Genomic DNA, 22,547 nt, shown 5'->3' on the forward strand with positions numbered 1-22,547 from the left:
AGCAGTTTTTGAAGTGACCCCTAAAAGTTAGACACGGTTATTTGATTAGGCAGCTTGATAAAAGTGAGTCCGGTATTGTACCGGGCTCATTTTTAATTTTGCCTTAATCCGTTTCGTATTATAATAATCTATATATTTTTCTAATTCTATTTTAAAGTGCTCTACATTTTCAAATTCTTTTATGTAGAGGAACTCCGATTTCATAATCCCAAAGAAATTTTCTATTACTGCGTTGTCGTAACAGTTGCCTTTTCGAGACATACTCTGGACGATAGCTCTTGATTCTAGTGTACGGACGTATTGTCTCATTTGATAATGCCATCCTTGATCCGAATGCATCAGTAGCTGGTGCGTTTCAGGTAAACGTTCCAATGCTTTCTCTAACATGTCTGAAACAAGCGAATACGTCGGTCTAGAACCAATTGTATAGGTAATAATTTCACCATTATACAAATCTAATACAGGTGATACATACAGTTTTTCTCCAAACAATTTAAACTCTGTGATGTCTGTTACCCACTTTTGATTCGGTGCATCTGTATGAAAATTACGCTCTAAAATATTAGGTGCAATTCTACCGACTTTTCCTTTATAGGATTTATATTTCTTCATACGCACAACACACTTTAACCCAAGCTCTTTCATAATGCGCTGAACCTTCTTGTGGTTCACTTTCTGGCCACGATTCGTTAATTCATCACGAATGCGACGGTAACCATAACGACCTTCATTTTCCTCATAAATCGCTTTAATCTCAGCTTTCAAATCGGCATCTACATCTGGACGATTCATTTTCTTTACTAAATCATAATACGTGCTTCGAGGAATAGTAGCTAGCTCCACGAGTGCCTTCACCGAATATTTATGCCTTAATTCATAGATTACTTGCGCTTTGTCTTGTTTTGTGATTTTTCCTTGTTTTGAACTAAGGCATTTAACTTTTTTAAGTACTCATTTTCCATCTCAAGCTGTTTAATGCGTGCTTCAAGTGCTTCGACTGACCCTTCAGCTAAATGTTGTTTTAATTGTTTATTTGAATCTTTTTTCATGGATGGACGCCCCTTTTTCTTAGATTGAAGGGCATCAATTCCTTGTGTTTCGAGCTGTTTTTTCCAAACAGAAATCGTTGAAGGGGCAGGAATATTAAAGATAGCTGCCGTCTCAAATAAGGACATACCGTTTTCAATCATAAAGTTTAGTACGTCTAGTTTAAATTGTTGTGTGTAATTTGTACATCGTTTTAGAAAAGCTTCCAGACCATTCTGTTTATATTGGTTTACCCAATTCAAAATGATTGTGTCACTTATACCGAGCGATCTACCCATTTCTCGATAACTTTCATTTCCGTTCAAATAACGTAGAACGATTTGTATTTTTTCATCAGCTGTAAATTTAGCCATAGAAAAACTGCACCTCCAATTGTTAGACTGTGTCTAACAATTGGGGTGCAGTTCATTTTATCTGCTCTCTTCTCTTACTATTCAATCGGCAACATAGATAGTGCAACGCGTCCTTTTTTTGTATCAATATCATCTACCCATACTTTTACAATTTGTCCTACTGATACAACATCTAACGGATGCTTTACAAACTGTTTGCTAAGCTTAGAAATATGCACTAAACCATCTTGCTTTACGCCAACATCAACAAAAGCACCAAAATCAACAACGTTACGCACTGTTCCTTCTAGTTCCATACCACGTTTTAAATCTTCTAATTTCAAAATCCCTTTTTTCAGAAGTGGTTTAGGCAACTCATCCCTCATATCTCGTTCTGGACTAATGAGTGCATCTATAATATCAACTAACGTCGGCTCCCCAACTCCCGTTTCTTGAGACAACTTAGAAATCTCTACTTCTTCCAATCTCTTTTGTAATTGCGGTTGTCCTACGTCATCTATCGATAACCCTAAACTCTTCAATAACAATTCAACATTTTTATATTGTTCAGGATGAATACCTGTCCGATCTAATGGATTCGCTCCTTCTAATATACGCAAGAAACCTATACATTGTTCGTACGTCTTTGCACCTAAACGTGGGATTTTCTTTAATTCCGTGCGCTTTGTGAATTTCCCATCCTCTTCTCTCTTTGCCACAATATTTTTCGCAACAGTTTTCGATAAACCTGAAACATATTGTAACAATGCAACCGAAGCCGTATTTACATTAACCCCAACTTGGTTAACAGCTGTCTCTACTACAAATGTTAATGACTCATTCAATCTCTTTTGAGATACATCATGTTGGTATTGTCCAACTCCAACTGATTTAGGATCAATTTTCACAAGTTCAGCCAGTGGATCTTGCAGACGTCTTCCAATAGAAACAGCACTTCTCTCTTCAACTTGTAAATTTGGGAATTCTTCACGAGCTAAATCAGAAGCTGAATATACACTAGCACCCGCTTCATTTACAATAATATAAAAGACTTCCTGTTTCACACTTTGCAATACATCTACTATAAATTCCTCTGTTTCTCTAGATGCTGTCCCATTACCAATTGCAATCATTTCAACTTGATATTTATCTATAATAGAAAGAACTTTCGTTTTTGCGTCATCATATTTACGAACAGGCGGATGCGGATAAATAACATCAATATGTAGTACTTTCCCCGTATCATCTACTACAGATAATTTACAACCAGTTCTATATGCCGGGTCTACCGCTAGCACGACTTTCCCTTTCATCGGAGGTTGTAATAATAAGTTACGTAAGTTCTCAGAGAAAATATGTATCGCTTGTTCTTCAGCTGTTTCTGTTAATTCTTTACGAATTTCTCTTTCAATTGAAGATTGAATTAATCGTTTATAACCATCTTCAATCGCTAATTGTACATAATGCGCACTTTTAGAATCGTTATCACGAATTACTTTCTTATTTAAGAAATTTAATATCTCATCTACTGGTGGGACAACAGAAACTCTCAATATATCTTCTTTCTCACCGCGATTCATTGCTAATACACGATGTGGTACTACTTTTTGCAATGGTTCTTCATAACTGTAATACATTTCATATATATTCTTTTCATCTTTTTCTTCACCTTTTACAGACGAAGACATAATACCTTTTCTAAAAGTAATATTTCGAATCCAACTACGATACGTAGCTTCATCTGAAATCATTTCTGCAATAATGTCTTGTGCACCTTGTAAAGCTTCTTCTGCAGATTGCACTTCTTTCTCTGCATTAATAAATTCCACTGCCTTTTTAGCCGGATCTTCTTTCTTATATAACAATAACCATTCAGCTAACGGTTCTAACCCTTTTTCTTTTGCAATCGTTGCTTTCGTTCTTCTTTTCTCTTTATATGGACGATATAAATCTTCTACTTCCTGCAACTTTGTAGCTTTAACAATTTGCAGCCTTAGCTCTCCTGTCAGTTTTCCCTTCTCACCAATAAGACGAATAACTTCTTCCTTCCTATCTTCAAGTTGCATCATATATTGCCATCTCTCTAAAATCGCACGAATTTGCACCTCATCTAAAGAGCCTGTCCATTCTTTTCGGTAACGAGCAATAAATGGAACTGTGTTACCTTCTTCTGTTAATTGAATAACATGACGAACTTGCTTTTCGCTAAAGCCTAATTCTTTCACTAACATTTTCATTAACGCTTGTCGATTATCTACCATTTCCATATACAACCGTAACCTCCTCTATAATAAAAAAAGTTGCCCTTCAAAGAGAGCAACTTAAACTGCCGATTTAAAAATCTATTAGTCCTAAACTAATTTGTAACGCTTCATCTACACGACTCATCATCACTTCATCTAAATGAGTGATTTTGTCCGTTAAGCGTTGCTTATCGATTGTTCGAATCTGCTCAAGTAAAATAACAGAATCTCTCTCAAAACCATACTTTTTCGCATCAATTTCCACATGAGTGGGTAATTTCGCTTTTTGAATCTGTGCAGTAATAGCCGCTACAATCACCGTTGGACTAAAACGATTTCCGATGTCATTTTGAATGACAAGAACCGGACGAACGCCTCCTTGCTCAGAACCAACAACTGGGGAAAGGTCTGCAAAATACACGTCGCCGCGTTTTACAATCAAAATATTACCCCCCGCTAACTAAGCGTTCTACTGTATGAGCTGCTTCATACTCCGCTAAGAAAGCTTCAGATGCAATACCAAGATTAATTTTTCCCATTTCAATATACCCACGTCGCATTGATTCATGTTGGTAGCGTTTCTTCGTCTTATGTTGACGCAATAACAATTGTGTTGCCTGGCAAATTAGTTCATGGCGATTCTTATTCTCTTGTTTTCCAATTCCGTCCAATTCCGTTACCATTTGCTTTGGCAACCGAACCACGATTTCAGTAGTTACACTTGATTCGGACACAAAAATACACCTCCACCGTCAACTACACACCCAAATATATATATATGACACCTATTGTAATAATACCATTGTATGGAGCCTGTTGCAAAGACTTCCTTATTCCTTGCTTATGTTTTCCAATTCACAAACAAAACATTCATCTTCTTAAATTTTTTATCTCATAACTAACTAAAAACAATAGAACTCCTCTTCAAAACTTACGTGTAACTTATATAAAAAATGATTATAAGTAAAAAGCTTCTCATCAAAAAGAGCTTATTATCCAGCAATGAACAGTCACTCCAATGACAAGAAGCAATCATGCTACCTTCTATATATTGTTCAAGTAATTAATTATCTCTACAACCTTACCATTCCGTATAAATATTCTTGGCACACGGAAACTGATCGTTGCAATAATTTCATAATTAATAGTCCCTGAATATTCCGCAACCTCTGTAGCGCTAATATACTCATCTCCCTGCCTTCCAATAAGCGTAACTTTCGTACCAAGCGGCACTTCACAAGGAAGATGAATCATGAACTGATCCATTGTTACTCGCCCTACAATCGGTACCCTTTTACCATTTATAAGCACTTCAAATCCTTGTAATCTTCTAAGCCATCCATCTGCATAACCAATCGCTACAGTCGCGATCCATTCTTCAGTTTTCGTTCGATAAGTGACGTTATAACTAATTCCATCACCTTTAATCACCTGTTTAATATGAGCTACTTTCGTATGCAGTGATAGCGCCGGTTCTAATTCAAATGGTAAAAAAGGACGTATTTCTACAGAAGGAGATAATCCATACATTGCAATCCCAATTCGCACTGCATTAAATGTAATCCCTTGAAAACGTAACGTGGCAGCACTATTAGCTGTATGGACAAACTTAGGATCCACTCCGAATTCTTTCAACCAACTTAACTGCTCTAAGAACGTGTTATATTGCTTATCAAAATACGAAGTCTCAACCTCATCTGCCGTTGCAAAATGCGTGTATACTCCTTCTAACTCTAAAAACGGTGCACCTTCTAAACTCCTTAAAAATTCTTTCAGCTCTTTTCTTTCACGTATTCCAATTCTCCCCATACCACTATCAAAATTAATATGAAATTTCATTACAGATGAACCATCCCAAAGTTTAATTGCTTCGTCCACCCATTCTTTTTGAAAAACAGTTAGCGCTACATCATTTTCAGCAGCTACATTTACATCACGCGGCGGCGAGGGACCTAACACTAAAATCGGCACAGTAATACCAGCCCTCCGAAGCACTAGAGCTTCATCTAAAAAAGCAACAGCTAACCTTGTTGCACCCGCTTCTAATGCCGTTTTAGCAACCGGTACATAATCGTGCCCATATGCGTTCGCTTTAACTACAGCAAAAATCTCTACATCACTTGGGATGAACTCTTTAATATGTGTAACGTTGTTATAAATGGCATCTAAATCCACTTCCACCCACGTGTCACGATAAAATGGTGCTTCTTCCATAAATACACTTCCTTATACACGATATGCGAAGCTTATTCTTTTATATGCTTCTTTTATGAAATCCACCTTCAAACTAAGAAAAGACGTGGTGCACATATATCACCACGTCTAAGAAGTTTACTTCACCTGCTTCGCTGTAACTGAACGAGCAACCATTAACAGCTCCTTCGGCTCTAAACCTTTAGACACGAGCATATATTCTACTCCGTTATGCGACCACGTTACAGAGTCTTTCGTCAACGCACCAATCGTAAACCCAAGATCAACCGGTTCTCCACTTACACTTACCGCTGATGAAGCCTCTGCAACTTTTGCCTTTTCTTGTATTAAAGTAAAGGATTTCTTATTTCCAGTGTATGTGAGTATCGCACGCTTGCCACTGTCTGTCTTCAACTCTTTTTCATCTTGCAGAGTCATACCTTGTGGTGTATCAAGCGGATACAAAGTAGCAAACGGTTTGTCTTCTTTCGCTGTTGTTTGAACATCTACCTGCGCTCTAGACATATTTTGTTTCGTATCAAATGCACCTTTATCAAATTTCGCATCGAATTTTACCTTAGAGAAATCTACTTTTACAAGAACATTTTGATCATTATCCATTAACTTCACTGAAACTGGAGTCAAATCGCTCTTCTTCAGTGTAATCTCTTGTTTCGGCAACATATTTTGATGTTGATAGTTTGTTTTTGTTTTAAAAATATAATACTTATCTGTTTTCTCGAAAGTAAGGTTTTTCTTATCCTGCAAAATATCTCTTACAAGTGATTCATATAAATAAGCCTGGCTGCTATTTTGCGGCCAATCACTTTGAAAACGGAAGCTCTTATTAAGTGCTGGCGTTAATACAAATACACCTTCTTCATTTCTTAAAATAATTTGGCTCTGATCTTTTTTTGCATTCTTTAAATTCACACGATAAAAAGACGGTTCCTTATGCCAAATTTCTACGTTATACTCCTGAGGCTCATTTCCTGTTTTAATCGATAATTTCGCTTCAGCTTGATAACTTTTCATCCCTTTTACTTTCGCTTCTAAATCTTTCACGACATCATCTTGTTTCTTTTCCACACAACCCGCCAATACAAAAACGGTCAACAAACCGACAAGAACTAAAAACAGACGCCTTTTCATCACTTCAGCCCCTTTGCCCCTATAAATGAATGGAAGATGTACCTTCCTTATCGCTACCTCAAATATATGAGACAAAGATATAAAATATGCAGACTAGCGTGACGAGCTTTCTAAAACAACTTGAGCAACAGCAAATTCCTTACTATGACTAATTGATAAATGAACAACATACTCTGTACTTGTAATCAGAATCGGCTTACCTCTTTCATCATTTTTCACTTCAATATCTAAAAAGCTCACTTCTTTCCCGATACCAGTACCTACAGCTTTTGAATATGCCTCTTTCGCTGCAAATCTTCCAGCTACAAACTCTGTAAGGCGACTTCCTTTCAGCTCCATAGCAACATTACGTTCATTTTTCGTTAAAATACGTTCCATAAATTTAAGCTTTCCATCTAGCATTTTTTCAATACGATTTAATTCAATAATATCGATTCCAATCCCTATAATCATTTCAAAATCCCCTTCTTCTATTTAACTTTCTTCTTTCATATTGATAAGAATAACAGAGAATCTTTCTGATGCAAAAGGGGTGATAGTAACCGTATGCTAATAAGATCCACTCAGATTTCTTTACAATCGACTATTCTCACCTTACTTCTTATTCACTTAGTCCTGATGATATTAGGCGACTTTTTCCTCTTCCCACTGGCAGCCTCTAATGAATATATCGCTAAAGGAGAATGGTGGCGTGTCATAACTTCCCTTCTGGTACACGTAGACTTACAACATTTTCTTTCTAATAGTATTTTTTTGTTTGCACTTGGTTCTTCTATCGAAAAGCAACTCGGACACTTTTCTTTTTTTATTCTATTTTTTATTTCTGGAATTTCTGGAAATATTTCTTCTTATATTATTATGCCACCTGAATATATTCACGCAGGTGCATCAGGTGGGATTTTCGGACTATTAGGCGCACAATTATTTTTATTGTACAATCGTTACCGCTCTTCACAACCAAAAGAAATTGCCATTTTCTCAATTATGATACTTCTATTACTGCTATTTACTTTCTTTAACCCTTCCGCCAATCCGATCAGTCATTTAACAGGTTTAATAACCGGCGGCATTTTAACTCCTTTTTTAACCAAAAAAAACGATGGTGCAAAGCTTATTTAATATAAAAGCTTGCACCATCGATAATTTCTACATCTACCTGTTCGCTTAAATCCCTCATTAATTGAAATAAAGACTCATCCTTCATCTTCGCCTCAATCATACAATCAATTTGCGGAACACTTCCCTTTATCCTTCTTAAAAAAGATAAAAATGCGTCTACATTAATATAATCTGCATGAGCTCTTGGATCTTTTCCCTCTCTAGGGCTAGAGATATGCATTTTAACTGGCAACAAAGATGTTTCCCACGTATGAACAACACGTGCCCAATCTTCATACCAATCTTCTTGCTCATTATTCATCATATGGTGATGCAAATCAAACACGACGGGAATATCTAATTTTTCTCCTAAATATAATGTTTCCTCTAACGTAAAAGTTGTATCATCATTTTCTAATATAATCATTTCTTGAATACCCCTTGGGACATTAGACCAATTCTCTATAAAACGCTCTAATGCAAGTTCTTTATCTTTATACCCTCCTCCAACATGTAGTACACATCGTTGCTTATGTTCAATCCCCATGCCTTTTAATAATTTTTTGTGCATCTGCAATGTCTTTACAGATTGTTTGAAAACACTCTCCTCAGGTGAATTTAGTACAACAAAATGATCTGGATGAAAATCAATTCGCATATTCATATGAATTGCATATTCACCTAATTCTTTCAATTTTTCTTTTAAAGGACGAATATAGTTCCACTCTAACAATTCCTCATGATTCGCTAAAGGAATGAGCTTAGAACTAAGCCGAAAGAAAGATATGTCATGTCCCTTATTATGCTTTAATAAACGCAAACAATTTTCCAAATTGGAATTAGCAATTCTTTCAAGTTTACGAATTGCAGCATCACGATCATCTATTTTCTGAAACTGTGCGTACGTCATCGTTTGAGATGGGGATGCATTCTTCAAATGCACACTCATCGCAACGTAACCAAGCCTTACAAGCATATAACAGCCCCTTTTCTATCATAACTACTATGTAGTATGCACAATTACAGAAATAAAAAAAGAGAATGCCCGCAAAGGGCATTCTCTTTTTTTATTAAGCTTGTGGACGGCTATGATGTTTTCTTTCGCCGCGTCCATTTGAAGATCCTGGGCGACCTTGACCTTCACCTCTACGACCACGACTACCACCATCACGATTACGATCACGGTTTCCATCACGATTGCGATCACGGTTTCCGTCACGATTACGTCCATCACGGTTACGACCATCGCCACCACCGCGTCCATCACGACTACGATTACGGTTACCATCACGGTATCCGCCTCCGTTACCGCCACGTTTTTTAGAACCGCCACCTCTTGAAACAACTGGTGGTTCTGATGTTAAAGCAATCGGAGTTGTATCCGGCTCTTTAGTCATCATTTTTAAAGCAGCAGCTACTACTGTTACAGAGTCATTCTCTTCTAACATTTCTTCTGCAATACGCTTGTAGTATGATAAGTTCTCATTTTGAATCGTGCTTTGAAGTTTTTCAGCGATTAAACGTTGTTGACCTTCTAATGCCTCATCAAGTGTCGGTGCTTCCATGCGATCAACTTTACGTTTTGTTGTACGCTCGATATTTTTTAATTGTCCTGATTCACGTGGTGTTACAAATAACATTGCAATACCTTTTTTACCTGCACGGCCAGTACGACCGATACGGTGAACGTATGATTCTGGATCTTGTGGGATATCGAAGTTGTATACGTGTGTTACGCCTGAAATATCAAGACCACGTGCAGCAACGTCTGTTGCAACAAGAACTTCAATAGCACCTTCTTTAAATTTACGTAATACAGACATACGTTTCGCCTGTGTTAAGTCACCATGAATACCTTCTGCTGCATAACCACGTAAGTTTAATGCTTCTGATAATTCATCAACACGACGCTTTGTACGACCGAATACGATCGCAAGCTCTGGAGATTGAATATCTAGTAAGCGTGTTAACACGTCAAACTTTTTCTTTTCTTGCACTTCTAAATAGAACTGCTGAATGTTTGGCATTGTTACTTCTTTTGCTTTTACTTTAATGTGTTGAGGCTCAGTCATGAAACGCTCAGCAATACGACGGATTGGATCTGGCATTGTCGCTGAGAATAATAATGTTTGATGTGTTTCTGGCACATCTGTTAAAATCGCTTCAATATCTTCAATGAAGCCCATGTTTAACATTTCATCCGCTTCATCAAGAACAACAGTCTCTACGTTTTGTAAGCGAAGTGTTTTACGGTTAATATGATCTAAAATACGACCCGGCGTACCAACAATAATGTGTGGGTGTTTTTTTAGAGCACGAATTTGGCGGTTAATATCTTGACCACCATAAATTGGTAGAATACGAACACGTTTATGTTTACCAATTTTGTATAGCTCTTCTCCAACTTGAATTGCTAATTCACGCGTTGGCGCGATAACAATACCTTGAACTGCTTCTTTATTTGTATCCACTTTATCTAATAGTGGTAATCCGAATGCTGCTGTTTTCCCTGTACCTGTTTGCGCTTGCCCAATAATATCCTTACCTTGCAATGCATGTGGAATTGTTTCAGCTTGAATCGGCGTAGCCTCTTCAAAGCCCATACTTTCAACCGATTGCAGTAAAGACTCACTTAATCCTAATTCTCGAAATGTTGTCAATGTTACTTCTCCTTTTCTATCCTATACTTATCATTTAAAAAAAGGCGTTTTCCGAATTTGCGGAAAAGCCCTTTTCCTGAATGCTCACGTATATAACCGGGCGTATATTCTTCACGAAAATACTTCTAAACGTTATTACACTTTATCAATTATAAGTTTTGTATGTGTAAAAAGCAAACCCAACTGTTACCTTATTTTATATTAAGGGCCTTTTTCTTTACTTTTATTTTTTTATCATTTACTGTAAGCGCTTATTATAAGTTTCTTCTATTTTCGTGACTATCATCCCTATTTATATACACCAATTATTTCAACATCGTAATTACTTCTTCTAATTTCATACCGCGAGATGCTTTTATTAATACAACATCTTTGGCATCGACTACCGCTTGTAAATCTCTTACTAACTCTTCTTTATTATCATACGCCTTTACACGTTCATTAGGGAAATTAATTTTCGCTCCTTCAGCAATTTGAGCTCCTAATCTACCGTATGTGAATACATGTGCGATTTTTGCTGGATCGATTAATTTACCTACCTCATAATGGAACTGCACTTCTTGATTTCCAAGTTCTAACATATCACCGAGCACAACGATTTTTTTAGTAAATCCATCTAAACCATTCATTAAATGGAATGCTGCCTCCATAGCCGTCGGACTTGCATTATAAGCATCGTTGATAATTGTTAATCCACTATCCGTTTTTACAATCTCCATACGCATGCCCGTCATTTGAAGTGTTACTAAACCTTGTTTCATTTCTTCCCACGTCACCCCAAAATGTGTCGCAATTGCCATTGAAGCAAGTGTATTGTACACATTATGTTTTCCTAACACCGGTAGGTAGAATGAAATATTTTCATCTCTATTCATTTTAAAATGTGTCCCAGTTGCCTGTAATGTTACAGTTGTTGGATAGTAATCGTTGGCTCTTGCATCACCAAACGTAACTGTTTCTGCTGCTAAATTCATTTCAGGAACACGATTCGTTAATAACGGCTCATCTCCATTATATACGAACACGCCACCTTCTTGTAACCCTGTAACAATTTCTAATTTCGCTTCAGCAATTGCCTCACGAGATCCTAAATCCATTAAATGTGCCTCACCAATATTCGTAATGATAGCTGCATTAGGACGAGCTAACTTAGATAAAAATTCAATCTCTCCTCGGCTTGACATACCCATTTCTAATACAGCTACTTCTGTATTTTCTTCTAAGTTTAAAATAGTGAGAGGTAACCCAATATGGTTATTGAAATTTCCTTCTGTTTTTTGAACTTTGAACTTAGTCGCGAGAATACTTGTCACAATATCTTTCGTGGATGTTTTACCGTTACTACCTGTCACACCAACAACTTTAACATCCAATTGATCGCGATAGTTTTTCGCTAACATTTGCAGTGCAGATAGCGTATCTTCTACAAAAATAACCGGAAGATTCTCGGGTGGATTTGCTACATCTTTCATCCATAATGTAGCTACAGCTCCATTTTCAACTGCTTTATCTACAAAAGCATGTCCATCGAAACGCTCCCCTTGAATCGGAACATATAAGTTTCCTTTTTCAATTTTTCTCGTATCAATAGACACGCCTTGAATAATAGTTCCCTCATATTGCTCTGCTAATCCAGTACCATTTACCATCTGTTCTACTTGCTTTAACATTCGCTTTATCATATAGAAACGCTCCTTACATAGAGGAAGCACTATTCCTACGAATAGTGCTTCCTCCTTTTTTTGTTAGATTGTATATTTAATTTTTTGTTTTTCTTCGTGACGTTCAATCGCTAAACGAATTAGCTCTTCGATTAACTCTGGATACGGTAACCCAGTATGTTGCCATAATAGAGGGAACATACTAAACGGTGTAAATCCTGGCATAGTGTTTACTTCGTTAATATACACTTCTCCGTCTTTCGTTAAGAAGAAATCAGCTCGCGTTAAGCCTGCACCATCTAATGATTGGAACGCAATAATTGCATCACGCTTAATCACATCAGATTCTTCTTCTGTCATTTCAGCTGGAATAATTAACGCCGTATCACCATCGATATATTTCGACTTATAATCATAGAAGTCCTTTTTCGGAACGATTTCACCTACAACTGAACATTTCGGCTCATCATTACCTAGTACCCCCACTTCTACTTCACGACCTACAATATTTTCTTCTACAATAATTTTGCGATCAAATTGGAATGCCTCTACAAATGCATTCTCAAGTTCTTCACGATTTTTACACTTATTAATACCAACACTTGAACCAAGGTTTGCTGGTTTTACGAAACAAGGATATCCTAACTTATCTTCTACTTTAGAATAAGCTTCCTCACGATCTTTTTCCCATGCACTGCGAATGAAAGACGCATATTTTGCTTGTTTTAAACCAGCCTCTGCAAAGATGTTTTTCATAACAACTTTATCCATACCAGCAGATGATGCTAGAACACCATTTCCTACATAAGGAATATTCATCAATTCTAATAGTCCTTGAACCGTTCCATCTTCACCGTTTGGTCCATGTAGTAATGGGAAAATAACGTCAATAGCGTTTTCCTCAGAAGCTGCAGATGGAATAATCTCTGTACTTAATGATAACGGAGAAATCGCATTTTCTGCACTACTCATTTTTAAAGCTTCAACATCTGTTACTTCGCCTTCAATACGCTCACCACGTACCCATTGACCTTGTTCTGTAATATAAATTGGATGAATCTCGAATTTATCTTGATTTAACGCTTTAATAGCAGCAAGAGCCGTCTGTAACGAAACTTGATGCTCAGCTGATTTTCCACCATATAATAAACCTAATTTAATTTTTGTCACTGAAATCACCCTAACCAATTGTTTTCATTTTTCTATTTTAGCACTTTTTATAAAAATAGGTAGTTCCTATTTGAAATAAAATGTAACTTCCACAAATAATTAAATGACACCACTTATTGGTTTTCTACACTTTTTCTATTCCACTACTATACAAAGGTGAATTTTAAAATGAAATGGTAATCCTATCTAGTTATGTACCTAAAATATGTAGAAATCCCCTTTTTTGTGTATGTCACCTATTTACTAAGAAGATTGTTTGGTTAGTGTATCTTTTTGCCTTTGCTCAACAAGGCGATCTAAAGAAATATATACAATACCTGCAACTACACATCCTACAGCTAAAATTGTAAATAGAAAGTGGCCAAGTAATCGATCTAATAAAAAGCCTCCCAAAAGTGGACCAAATGCGCTTCCTGTAATCCACTGCAAACTTGCAGCGCCCATATAAGTCCCTCTCAAATGCTCAGGTGCCAAGTTTGCTACAAATGTCATTTGTACAGGCGACATAATCATCTCACCTAACGTATATATAGCATAAACGAACAGTAGTGTTATTAAAATAACTGTAGCATTTGTATTAAACTCTCCAAACCACTTCGGTAACCACCCTATAAAAAATAATCCAATCCCGAACAAACATGCACCATATAACATCGTCTTCCCGACTGGTTTATCCGTAGCCCATTTTGAAATTTGAAATTGGAATAAAACAACTAATAGTCCGTTTAACGCCATTAAATATGGATATGGATTATTCGTTCCAAAAATACGCTTCATTTCGTTATCAAAATGTAGTGGCAACATGCCTTCTGTTTGAGAAAACCCCATCGAAATGATAATACCTGCTAATAAGTAAATCATTAATACCTTATCTCGCATTACAATTTTCCAAACTGCCCCAGATTCCTTTTCTTTATGTTCTTCCTTATCTGTCCTCTTTGGCATCGTCTCTTGAATAAGAAGTAATACAAGTAACGCATAAAATAGCATTGTAGAAGAGGCAATAATAAACACAAGATTCTTTGACAACACAACTACTGATGCTCCCATTATCGGACCAATCGCAGCACCTATATTGTGTCCCATTCGTAATAAACCATATGCCTCTGTTCTTTTTTCTGGTGCCGTTACATCTGCGACCATAGCTGATGCAGCTGGATGAAATAAAGAATTACTCAATCCTAAAAAAATAGATAAAATTGCATATGGAATAAATCCTTCTATAAATAGAAAACCGAGCATTAATAATGCATTACTTGCCATAGAAAATATCATAATCGGTTTTCTTCCATATATGTCAGCAATTCTTCCTCCTATAAGTGATCCAAAGCTTGCAGCAATTGGAGAAAGCGCCATAATAACCCCAACTTCCAACAACGAATCTACCTTATCTTTTAAATATAATGCAAAAAAAGGCATTAACATCATCATTGCAATTCCATTTAACGTCTCTCCAATAAATCGAATCCATACGTTACGGTCCATCTCCCTTAACTCACGCCACGTATTTTTCATCATTTCACCCCTTTAGTTAGCCAACAATTATCTTATAATAAGTTCAGAAAAATGTAAATTTTCAAATAAAAAAATCCATTCTAACAGAATTAGAATGGATTTTTTTCGCTTATAAATTCGCAACATCTTCTTCTTTTTTACTATTATTTAAAGCACTATGTTTTCGGCTATATAAGAAGTAAACCGCTATACCAATAACCATCCATATCCCAAAACTAATCCATGCTGTCCCCGATAATTGAAGCATTAAGTATAAACAGAAAATCACTGTTAACGCTGGTAAAAACGGTACAAGCGGAGCCTTAAATGCCCTTGGTAAGTCTGGATGGGTTCTTCTCATTACAATTACCGCAACAGCTACGAGTGCAAATGCTGACAATGTCCCCATGTTTACAAGATGTGCTAAAACATTTAAATCTATTAATCCTGAAATCAGTGCCGCAATAATTCCCGTTGTCCATGTATTTAAAAATGGCGTTTTAAATTTCGGATGAACTTTAGCAAGACGCTTCGGCAGTAAACCATCTCGGCTCATCGCATAAGAAACACGAACTTGCCCATACATCATAACTAGCATTACTGTTGTAATTCCTGTAATTGCTCCTACTGAAATTACTCCAGCTAAGCCATCTTGTCCAATAAATTGAAGTGCAAAAGCAACTGGATCTGATATATTTAACTGTCCGTATGGAACAATTCCTGTCAAAATAAGCGAAACAACGATATAAAGAACTGTACAAATTAATAACGATGCAATAATACCAATTGGTAAATCACGTTGCGGACGTTTCACTTCTTCTGCCGCTGTTGAAACTGCATCAAATCCTATAAATGCGAAGAATACTGTAGCCGCTCCAGCCATTACACCATCTAAACCAAACGGCATAAAAGGCGTCCAGTTTTCAGGTTTCACATAATTAAAACCAGCAAAGATAAAAATAAGAACAACTGCTATTTTAATAAATACCATAATGTTATTTACTCGTGCACTTTCACGAACACCCCTAGATAAAAGAACTGTCATCACTAAAATAATTAGAACTGCAGGTAGATCAATTATTCCACCCTTCCCTGTACCAGGAGCCGAGGAGAGAATAGTCGGAATGTGAATTCCAAACCCCTTTAATAAAGATTGAAAATATGCAGACCAACCGTTTGCTACAGCAGATGTAGCAAGTAAATATTCAAGCATTAGATCCCAGCCAATTAAAAATGCGAATACTTCTCCCATCGTCGCGTATGTATACGTATACACACTGCCCGATACAGGAACTGAAGAAGCAAATTCAGCATAACAAAATGCAGCAAAGGCACAAGCTAGCGCGGCAATCGCAAATGATAATATAATAGCTGGCCCAGAATGTTTCGCTGCCACAACACCCGTTAGAACAAAAATACCAGTTCCAACAATTGCTCCGATTCCAAGCATAGTTAAATCTAGCGCGCCCAATGTTCTTGCTAACGTTTTTTGCTTACTTTCTTGCATTAACTTTGCAATTGGCTTCTTTTGAAAAATTTGCTTCATCTTTCACTCCTCCAAGTTTTAAATTTTCTGAAAATTTTTAATTCGCTTTTTTATTTTACTCATTACGCTTTTCCTAGTCAATACTTTTGTCGAAACAAGTAGAAATTCTTCTGAATATGCACTATCCTTATCATTCTTTCTATATATCTTTCGACAACTCTTTTTGGTATTATTATACATGTCGATTCCACAAAAAAAGGCATGCTCCCTTATTGAGAGCATGCTTTTTTTACTTATTTCACAGTATATGAACCTTGTTCAATCCAGCTATACATATACTTTTCATCTTCTGTTTCATGTGCTTGTTTTACAATACGAAGCGGACGGAATGTGTCTATCATAACAGCTAATTCAAGTGTCTCTTTCTTCCCTATACTTGCCTCTGTTTTCCCCGGATGCGGCCCATGGGGAATCCCGCTCGGATGAAGTGTAATAGAACCTTCTTCCACACCTTTGCGACTCATAAAGTTTCCTTCTACATAGTAAAGAACTTCATCACTATTAACATTACTATGATAATATGGTGCCGGAATTGACTCTGGATGATAATCGTATAAACGTGGTACGAAAGAGCAAATAACAAAATTATGCCCTTCAAATGTTTGATGTACTGGCGGCGGCTGATGAATGCGCCCTGTAATTGGTTCAAAATCCTCTACATTAAATACCCACGGATACAAATAGCCATCCCATCCAACAACATCTAACGGGTGGTGTCCTAAAACATGTTTGTGCATATAACCTCTTGATTTTGTCATTACGACAAAATCGCCTTTTTCATCATAGGTCTCTAATTTTTCTGGACCACGAAGATCTCTTTCACAAAACGGACTATGCTCTAACAATTGTCCGTATTCATTTCGATAACGACGCGGCGTTGTAATTTGGCTATTCGCCTCTACAACAAGAAACTTAGTCTCTCCTTCATCTGGAATAACACGATAAATCGTTCCAATTGGGATCGTTACATAGTCGCCTTTTCTATAGTGAATCGTTCCAAACATCGTTTCAATTTTCCCTGTTCCATAATGAACAAATAACATTTCGTCGCCATCACCATTACGATAGAAATAATCCATTTTTTCTGTTGGGCTCACTACTCCAATTAACAAATCTTCATTTCCAAGTATGAAATTTCGTCCACTTATTGCATCACCACTTTTTTTATTTTCTTTCGTTCGGAAGTGGCGATGAGAAAGAGCAACATCCTCTTCATACTGCAACTGACAAGAATGCGATAATGCAGAATGACCTACTTCTGTTGGCATATAGTGATGATACAAAATAGACTGCGTACCAGAAAAACCTTTTGTTCCCATTACCTGTTCACGATAAAGCGATCCATCTTTTTTACGAAATTGTACATGTCGTTTATGAGGTAGTTCTCCCATGTGACGATAAAACATGCCCATCACTCGCTTCCTTTTCTTTTTTGATCGTATTACGTAGTGTACCTAAACCAGTAATCGACAGCTCTACAACATCTCCATCTTGTAGCCACTCTTCTGTACCAAGTTCTAAAATACAGCCTGTTCCTACTGTCCCAGAACCAATCACATCTCCTGGATATAACGTAACGTCCTCTGAAGCACGTTCAATCATTTCAGCAAATGTATAGTAAATATCTTGGAAGTTTCCCTTTGATAATAGTTTTCCATTTACATGAGCAGTCATTTCTAAATCATATCGATCTCCATTACGATAAACATCTAATTCCTCTTTCGTAACAAGATGTGCTCCTAACGAAGTTGCAAAGTCCTTTCCTTTCGCTGGACCGAGACCTACTTTCATTTCTGTTGCTTGTAAGTCTCTCGCACTCCAGTCGTTCATAATACAATAACCAAAAATATATTCCTCTGCTTGCTCACGAGAAATATTTCGCCCTTCTTTTCCTATTACGCAAGCGATCTCCAACTCGTAATCAAGCTTTTTAGACTTTTTCGGACCAATTACAAAATCACCGGAACCAATTACAGCACGATGATTAGTAAAATAAAAAACCGGAATATCGTACCATTCAGGCACAACATCTAGTCCTCTTCGTCCGCGAGCTGTTTTTACATGTTGTTCAAATGCGTAAAAATCTCGAATACTACTCGGATTAGGAAGAGCAGCTGTCAATTGTACTTCTTCTAAAGCATATATACCCTTATTTGGATTCTTAACATTCCTCACTACTTCTACATACTCATCAGCTTTCTCTAAAAAAGCCATCATAGAAGAAGGGATTCTCCCTTCACTAGCAAGATTCATATCTATTACTTTGTCACCTTCAAGCCATCCAGCCCGTATTTCTTTTGAAGGAAGACGAAATGTAACAAATTTCATCCTGATTCCTCCTTATAAAAATGAAATTTCCACCAGCAAAGGGACTTTTGCTGGTGGATATAAATCTTATAAGTTTCCGCGACGCTCTTGTTCTCTTTCAATTGATTCGAATAACGCTTTAAAGTTTCCTTCACCAAATCCACGAGAACCTTTACGTTGAATGATTTCAATAAATAAAGTCGGGCGATCTACAATTGGTTTCGTAAAGATTTGTAGTAAGTAACCTTCATCATCACGATCTACTAAGATCTTTAATTCTTTTAGCTTATCAATTTCTTCATCGATTTTTCCAACTCGTGCAGTTAACTCATCATAATAAGTATCAGGTGTATCTAAAAACTCCACCCCATTTGCACGAAGCGCTTCAACTGTTTTAACAATATCACTTGTTAATAAAGCAAGATGCTGTACACCAGCTCCATTATAGAATTCTAGATACTCTTGAATTTGTGACTTTCTCTTTCCGTCTGCTGGTTCGTTAATCGGAAACTTAATACGGCTTCCATTCGTCATAACTTTCGACATTAACGCCGAATACTCTGTACTAATATCGTCATCATCAAAATGAATCATTTGTTTAAAGCCCATGACATTCTCGTAATAACTAACCCACTCTTCCATTTTTTCAACATTACCAACTACATGATCGACAGCAATTAAACCAGACTCTTCAAATGGAATATTAAACTCTACCTTTTGGAATCCTGGCATAAATGCCCCTTTATAATTTTTACGCTCTACAAGCGTATGAATTGTATCACCATACGTACCAATAACTGCTTTTTTCAATGTACCGTCCTCATCTGTTAATTCCTCTGGTGGAGCAATTGCGACGGCACCACGTTTCACTGCTTCTGAGTATGCTTTATCAACATCATCAACAAGTAGTGCCACATCCTTCACGCCATCACCATGAGTCTTTACAAACTCTGCAATACGATTTTCACTACTTAAAGCTCCAGACACAACGAAACGCATATTTTTTTGCACAAGAACATAAGATACCTTTTCACGGTTTCCAGTTTCTAATCCAGAGTAAGCCACAATTTTGAATCCGAATGCTCTCGCAAGATAATAACTCGATTGCTTTGCATTCCCTACGTAAAATTCCAAATGATCTACATCACGTACTGGAAAAAAGTCCTCCATTTGTGCAGCTAGCGTATCCATAGATTTTTGTTTCATAATATCTTCATCCCCCTGTAAATAGATTAAATGGTCCATACTTAAAACCAACCGAAAACGCTTCCAACATTAATTAATAGAAATTAGTTAGCAAGCTAACAAATTCTGACCTTTAAAATTTTCTATCTTTTCTGTCAAATTCCTCTTTTTTTCTTACATATAAAATTCGACTTTTTTCTCTTTGAAATAAAGTGAAACTTTAATCAGTGGATTTTTGACTATTCGTTGAATCAAGTTGCAACCGCAGCGTCTAATTAGCCATGGATACTAAATAATGAGGTAACTTTAATACTTGAAGGTATATAAGAAGAAAATAAAAAAGACTCCAACATATTAACTACTTACTAATACGTTAGAGTCTTTATTTTTTTTGAATGATTGTATTTATATATATCATACTAATACACTTGCAAGGAATAGAATAAATGATGTTAATATTACCGCTCCACCTAAGGATCCTAATAAATCTGTTTTTGTTACTTGAAACACTTGTTCACTGTTCATATCCCTCATTCTCCCTTCTTTTTCTTTTGTTACAAAGTTTCTATTATACTAATACACTTGATAGAAATACGATTAATGCTGTTAATACTACCGCTCCACTTGCTGATCCTACGAAGTCACCTTTTGTTACTTGTAATACTTGCTCTTTCATATCTTTCATTCTCCCTTCTTTTTCTTTTGTTACAAAATTTCTATTATACTAATACGCTTGATAGAAATACGATTAATGCTGTTAATACTACCGCTCCACTTGCTGATCCTACGAAGTCACCTTTTGTTACTTGTAATACTTGCTCTTTCATATCTTTCATTCTCCCTTCTTTTTCTTTTGTTACAAAATTTCTATTATACTAATACGCTTGATAGAAATACGATTAATGCTGTTAATACTACCGCTCCACTTGCTGATCCTACGAAGTCACCTTTTGTTACTTGTAATACTTGCTCTTTCATATCTTTCATTCTCCCTTCTTTTTCTTTTGTTACAAAATTTCTATTATACTAATACGCTTGATAGAAATACGATTAATGCTGTTAATACTACCGCTCCACTTGCTGATCCTACGAAGTCACCTTTTGTTACTTGTAATACTTGCTCTTTCATATCATTTATCCTCCCTTTTCATAAGTTATCTATATGTAATTTCTAAGAAATGTTTATTTCATAGTTTTTATGTTAACGTTACATTAAATTTGATAACGTAATGTTTGTAACATTAATGTAACATAACTATTGTTACGTTGCAATATAATAACGTGAAATTTATTACACTTTTTTTACGTTTTTTTATAATAATCCCCAAAAACCTTTATTTAATGCACTTTTCACTAAGCTCACGTTTGTAACATTCATGTAATATTACAGTCATAAAGTGAAATATAGTCATACTCCTCTCTATTTTTGTTACAAACAGTTTATTTAGTGACACTAAACCTATCTAATCTTTACTTACTTTTAATATGAGATAAAATACCTTCTTTCCAAGATAAGTTTATATGTTTCCTCTATATAACTATGTATAATAAAAACAAAGAGGTGGTCATTTTGAAATTAATCGCATTAGATATGGATGGTACACTACTATCATCTAATCTTGAAATCTCCAAAGAAAACCTACAAGCAATCCAAACTGCACAAGAAGCTGGTCATATTGTAATGATTTGTTCTGGTCGTGCGAAAGAGGATGCTTTAAAGCTATTGGAAGAATATAAATTATCTCTTCCAGTCGGAGCAAGCAATGGGGCTATTGTTTATGTGGATGGAAAAGTAATTAACTCGCGTTGTATACAAAACGACAAAGTGTACAAACTTGCAAAATTACTAGAATCTGAAAGTTTCCCATATAAGTTATATACAAATAAAGGAGTTTATTCTCCATATACATGGCAAGATCAAGTGATGCAAGCATTCGAAGAAAATAAGCAGGCGCTCGATGTTACATTAGAGGAACTTGAACGAATTACAGAAAAGCAAAAGAAATCGAACTTAATTACTGATTTCAAAAAAATAGAAGATGTTGTAAATAACCAAGAACTAGAAATATCTAAATTCTTCATTTCAACATTTAATGCAGCGCATCGCGCACAGCTATTAAGCGTGTTACAAGAAGACGCTGATATTATGGTTACAGCATCAGCTCCTACTAACTTAGAAATTATGGATAAGAATGGACATAAAGGAAACGGACTACAGCAGATGGCAGCTCATTTTAATATTCCTATTGAAGATACAGTTGCTATTGGTGATAATTTTAATGATGTACCAATGTTAGAAGTAGCAGGCTTATCTGTTGCAATGGGCAACGCTGAAGAAGATGTAAAAAAACTATGTGATGTTGTAACATTAACAAACAATGAACATGGTGTTGCTCACGCAATCGAGCAATTTGTATTGAAACAAACTTCATCTAGTAAATAAAAAAAGGACTCTTTCC

At 36.2% G+C, this 22,547-nt stretch carries 23 protein-coding genes; 2 read left to right on the top strand and 21 right to left on the bottom strand.

Translation table 11 applies throughout. From position 1 onward, the window contains the following. Positions 1 to 45: 45 nt before the first annotated feature. The 7 genes from MHI28_RS16735 to acpS form a co-directional block, all read right to left on the bottom strand. Positions 46 to 1,400 (bottom strand): IS3 family transposase gene (locus tag MHI28_RS16735; RefSeq protein ID WP_208730123.1). Its coding sequence is split into 2 segments (ribosomal slippage): positions 46 to 947 and positions 947 to 1,400, totalling 1,356 coding nucleotides; the frame shifts between segments, so codons are not numbered across the junction. Positions 1,401 to 1,477: 77 nt separating this feature from the next. Continuing rightward, positions 1,478 to 3,646 carry a Tex family protein gene (locus MHI28_RS16740; RefSeq protein WP_000426209.1) on the bottom strand — a complete coding sequence of 723 codons (2,169 nt, stop codon included), beginning with the start codon at positions 3,644 to 3,646 and terminating at the stop codon, positions 1,478 to 1,480. Positions 3,647 to 3,713: 67 nt separating this feature from the next. After that, complete coding sequence (gene ndoA, locus MHI28_RS16745) at positions 3,714 to 4,064, bottom strand: type II toxin-antitoxin system endoribonuclease NdoA (protein ID WP_000635965.1); 351 nt, start codon at positions 4,062 to 4,064, stop codon at positions 3,714 to 3,716. 4 nt (positions 4,065 to 4,068) lie between these two features. Beyond that, complete coding sequence (locus tag MHI28_RS16750; RefSeq protein ID WP_000004570.1) at positions 4,069 to 4,356, bottom strand: antitoxin EndoAI; 288 nt, start codon at positions 4,354 to 4,356, stop codon at positions 4,069 to 4,071. Positions 4,357 to 4,666: 310 nt separating this feature from the next. Next, positions 4,667 to 5,836 (bottom strand): alanine racemase, encoded by a 1,170-nt coding sequence (alr, locus tag MHI28_RS16755; protein ID WP_000390595.1) that lies wholly within the window; start codon positions 5,834 to 5,836, stop codon positions 4,667 to 4,669. A gap of 117 nt (positions 5,837 to 5,953) precedes the next feature. After that, on the bottom strand, positions 5,954 to 6,904 hold the full coding sequence (locus MHI28_RS16760; RefSeq protein WP_002084009.1) for a LolA family protein: 951 nt from the start codon (positions 6,902 to 6,904) through the stop codon (positions 5,954 to 5,956). 156 nt (positions 6,905 to 7,060) lie between these two features. Further along, the gene (gene acpS, locus MHI28_RS16765) at positions 7,061 to 7,420 is read right to left on the bottom strand and encodes a holo-ACP synthase (protein WP_000583423.1); all 360 of its coding nucleotides are present in this window, start codon (positions 7,418 to 7,420) and stop codon (positions 7,061 to 7,063) included. Between the two features lie 93 nt (positions 7,421 to 7,513). Between acpS and MHI28_RS16770 the strand changes: the two genes are divergently transcribed. Next, positions 7,514 to 8,086, top strand: coding sequence for a rhomboid family intramembrane serine protease (locus MHI28_RS16770; protein WP_000908529.1), 573 nt, complete (start codon positions 7,514 to 7,516; stop codon positions 8,084 to 8,086). Here the strand turns inward: MHI28_RS16770 and uvsE are convergent. The 14 genes from uvsE to MHI28_RS16840 all read right to left on the bottom strand — a co-directional run bounded on the left by uvsE (position 8,079) and on the right by MHI28_RS16840 (position 21,217). Further along, a complete protein-coding gene (gene uvsE, locus MHI28_RS16775) occupies positions 8,079 to 9,041 on the bottom strand; it encodes a UV DNA damage repair endonuclease UvsE (RefSeq protein ID WP_000961146.1) in 963 nt (320 codons plus the stop codon). The genes MHI28_RS16770 and uvsE overlap by 8 nt on opposite strands. Positions 9,042 to 9,135: 94 nt before the next feature. Then, positions 9,136 to 10,725 (bottom strand): DEAD/DEAH box helicase, encoded by a 1,590-nt coding sequence (locus tag MHI28_RS16780; RefSeq protein ID WP_000206602.1) that lies wholly within the window; start codon positions 10,723 to 10,725, stop codon positions 9,136 to 9,138. Positions 10,726 to 11,030: 305 nt separating this feature from the next. Then, positions 11,031 to 12,407, bottom strand: a complete 1,377-nt coding sequence (gene murF / locus MHI28_RS16785; protein WP_000595968.1) for a UDP-N-acetylmuramoyl-tripeptide--D-alanyl-D-alanine ligase — start codon at positions 12,405 to 12,407, stop codon at positions 11,031 to 11,033. A 63-nt stretch (positions 12,408 to 12,470) separates the two neighbouring features. After that, complete coding sequence (locus MHI28_RS16790) at positions 12,471 to 13,556, bottom strand: D-alanine--D-alanine ligase (protein ID WP_000161432.1); 1,086 nt, start codon at positions 13,554 to 13,556, stop codon at positions 12,471 to 12,473. A 243-nt stretch (positions 13,557 to 13,799) separates the two neighbouring features. Further along, a complete protein-coding gene (locus MHI28_RS16795; protein WP_000799722.1) occupies positions 13,800 to 15,071 on the bottom strand; it encodes an MDR family MFS transporter in 1,272 nt (423 codons plus the stop codon). Between the two features lie 109 nt (positions 15,072 to 15,180). Continuing rightward, positions 15,181 to 16,596 carry an amino acid permease gene (locus MHI28_RS16800; RefSeq protein WP_000809361.1) on the bottom strand — a complete coding sequence of 472 codons (1,416 nt, stop codon included), beginning with the start codon at positions 16,594 to 16,596 and terminating at the stop codon, positions 15,181 to 15,183. A gap of 233 nt (positions 16,597 to 16,829) precedes the next feature. Continuing rightward, positions 16,830 to 18,002, bottom strand: a complete 1,173-nt coding sequence (locus tag MHI28_RS16805) for a homogentisate 1,2-dioxygenase (protein WP_012614724.1) — start codon at positions 18,000 to 18,002, stop codon at positions 16,830 to 16,832. After that, entirely contained in the window at positions 17,968 to 18,924 is a 957-nt protein-coding gene (locus tag MHI28_RS16810) for a fumarylacetoacetate hydrolase family protein (protein ID WP_000673996.1), read from the bottom strand. Before MHI28_RS16810 ends, MHI28_RS16805 begins: the two co-directional genes overlap by 35 nt. A gap of 66 nt (positions 18,925 to 18,990) precedes the next feature. Beyond that, positions 18,991 to 20,109: a 4-hydroxyphenylpyruvate dioxygenase gene (gene hppD / locus MHI28_RS16815; protein ID WP_000810920.1), complete on the bottom strand. Its 1,119-nt coding sequence runs from the start codon at positions 20,107 to 20,109 to the stop codon at positions 18,991 to 18,993. Between the two features lie 393 nt (positions 20,110 to 20,502). Further along, positions 20,503 to 20,613: a DUF3948 family protein gene (locus tag MHI28_RS16820; RefSeq protein ID WP_001083691.1), complete on the bottom strand. Its 111-nt coding sequence runs from the start codon at positions 20,611 to 20,613 to the stop codon at positions 20,503 to 20,505. A gap of 43 nt (positions 20,614 to 20,656) precedes the next feature. Continuing rightward, the gene (locus MHI28_RS16825) at positions 20,657 to 20,773 is read right to left on the bottom strand and encodes a DUF3948 family protein (protein WP_000654250.1); all 117 of its coding nucleotides are present in this window, start codon (positions 20,771 to 20,773) and stop codon (positions 20,657 to 20,659) included. Between the two features lie 34 nt (positions 20,774 to 20,807). Continuing rightward, positions 20,808 to 20,924 (bottom strand): DUF3948 family protein, encoded by a 117-nt coding sequence (locus MHI28_RS16830; RefSeq protein WP_000654250.1) that lies wholly within the window; start codon positions 20,922 to 20,924, stop codon positions 20,808 to 20,810. Between the two features lie 34 nt (positions 20,925 to 20,958). Then, positions 20,959 to 21,075, bottom strand: a complete 117-nt coding sequence (locus tag MHI28_RS16835; protein WP_000654250.1) for a DUF3948 family protein — start codon at positions 21,073 to 21,075, stop codon at positions 20,959 to 20,961. A gap of 34 nt (positions 21,076 to 21,109) precedes the next feature. Next, complete coding sequence (locus MHI28_RS16840; protein ID WP_000664237.1) at positions 21,110 to 21,217, bottom strand: DUF3948 family protein; 108 nt, start codon at positions 21,215 to 21,217, stop codon at positions 21,110 to 21,112. A gap of 441 nt (positions 21,218 to 21,658) precedes the next feature. Here MHI28_RS16840 and MHI28_RS16845 point away from each other — a divergent pair, with 441 nt between their 5' ends. Then, a complete protein-coding gene (locus MHI28_RS16845) occupies positions 21,659 to 22,531 on the top strand; it encodes a Cof-type HAD-IIB family hydrolase (protein WP_000766426.1) in 873 nt (290 codons plus the stop codon). Positions 22,532 to 22,547 lie beyond the last annotated feature (16 nt).

Source organism: Bacillus sp. FSL K6-0268, from assembly GCF_038005425.1.
In the GTDB taxonomy this organism is placed as follows: Bacteria; Bacillota; Bacilli; order Bacillales; family Bacillaceae_G; genus Bacillus_A; species Bacillus_A thuringiensis_S.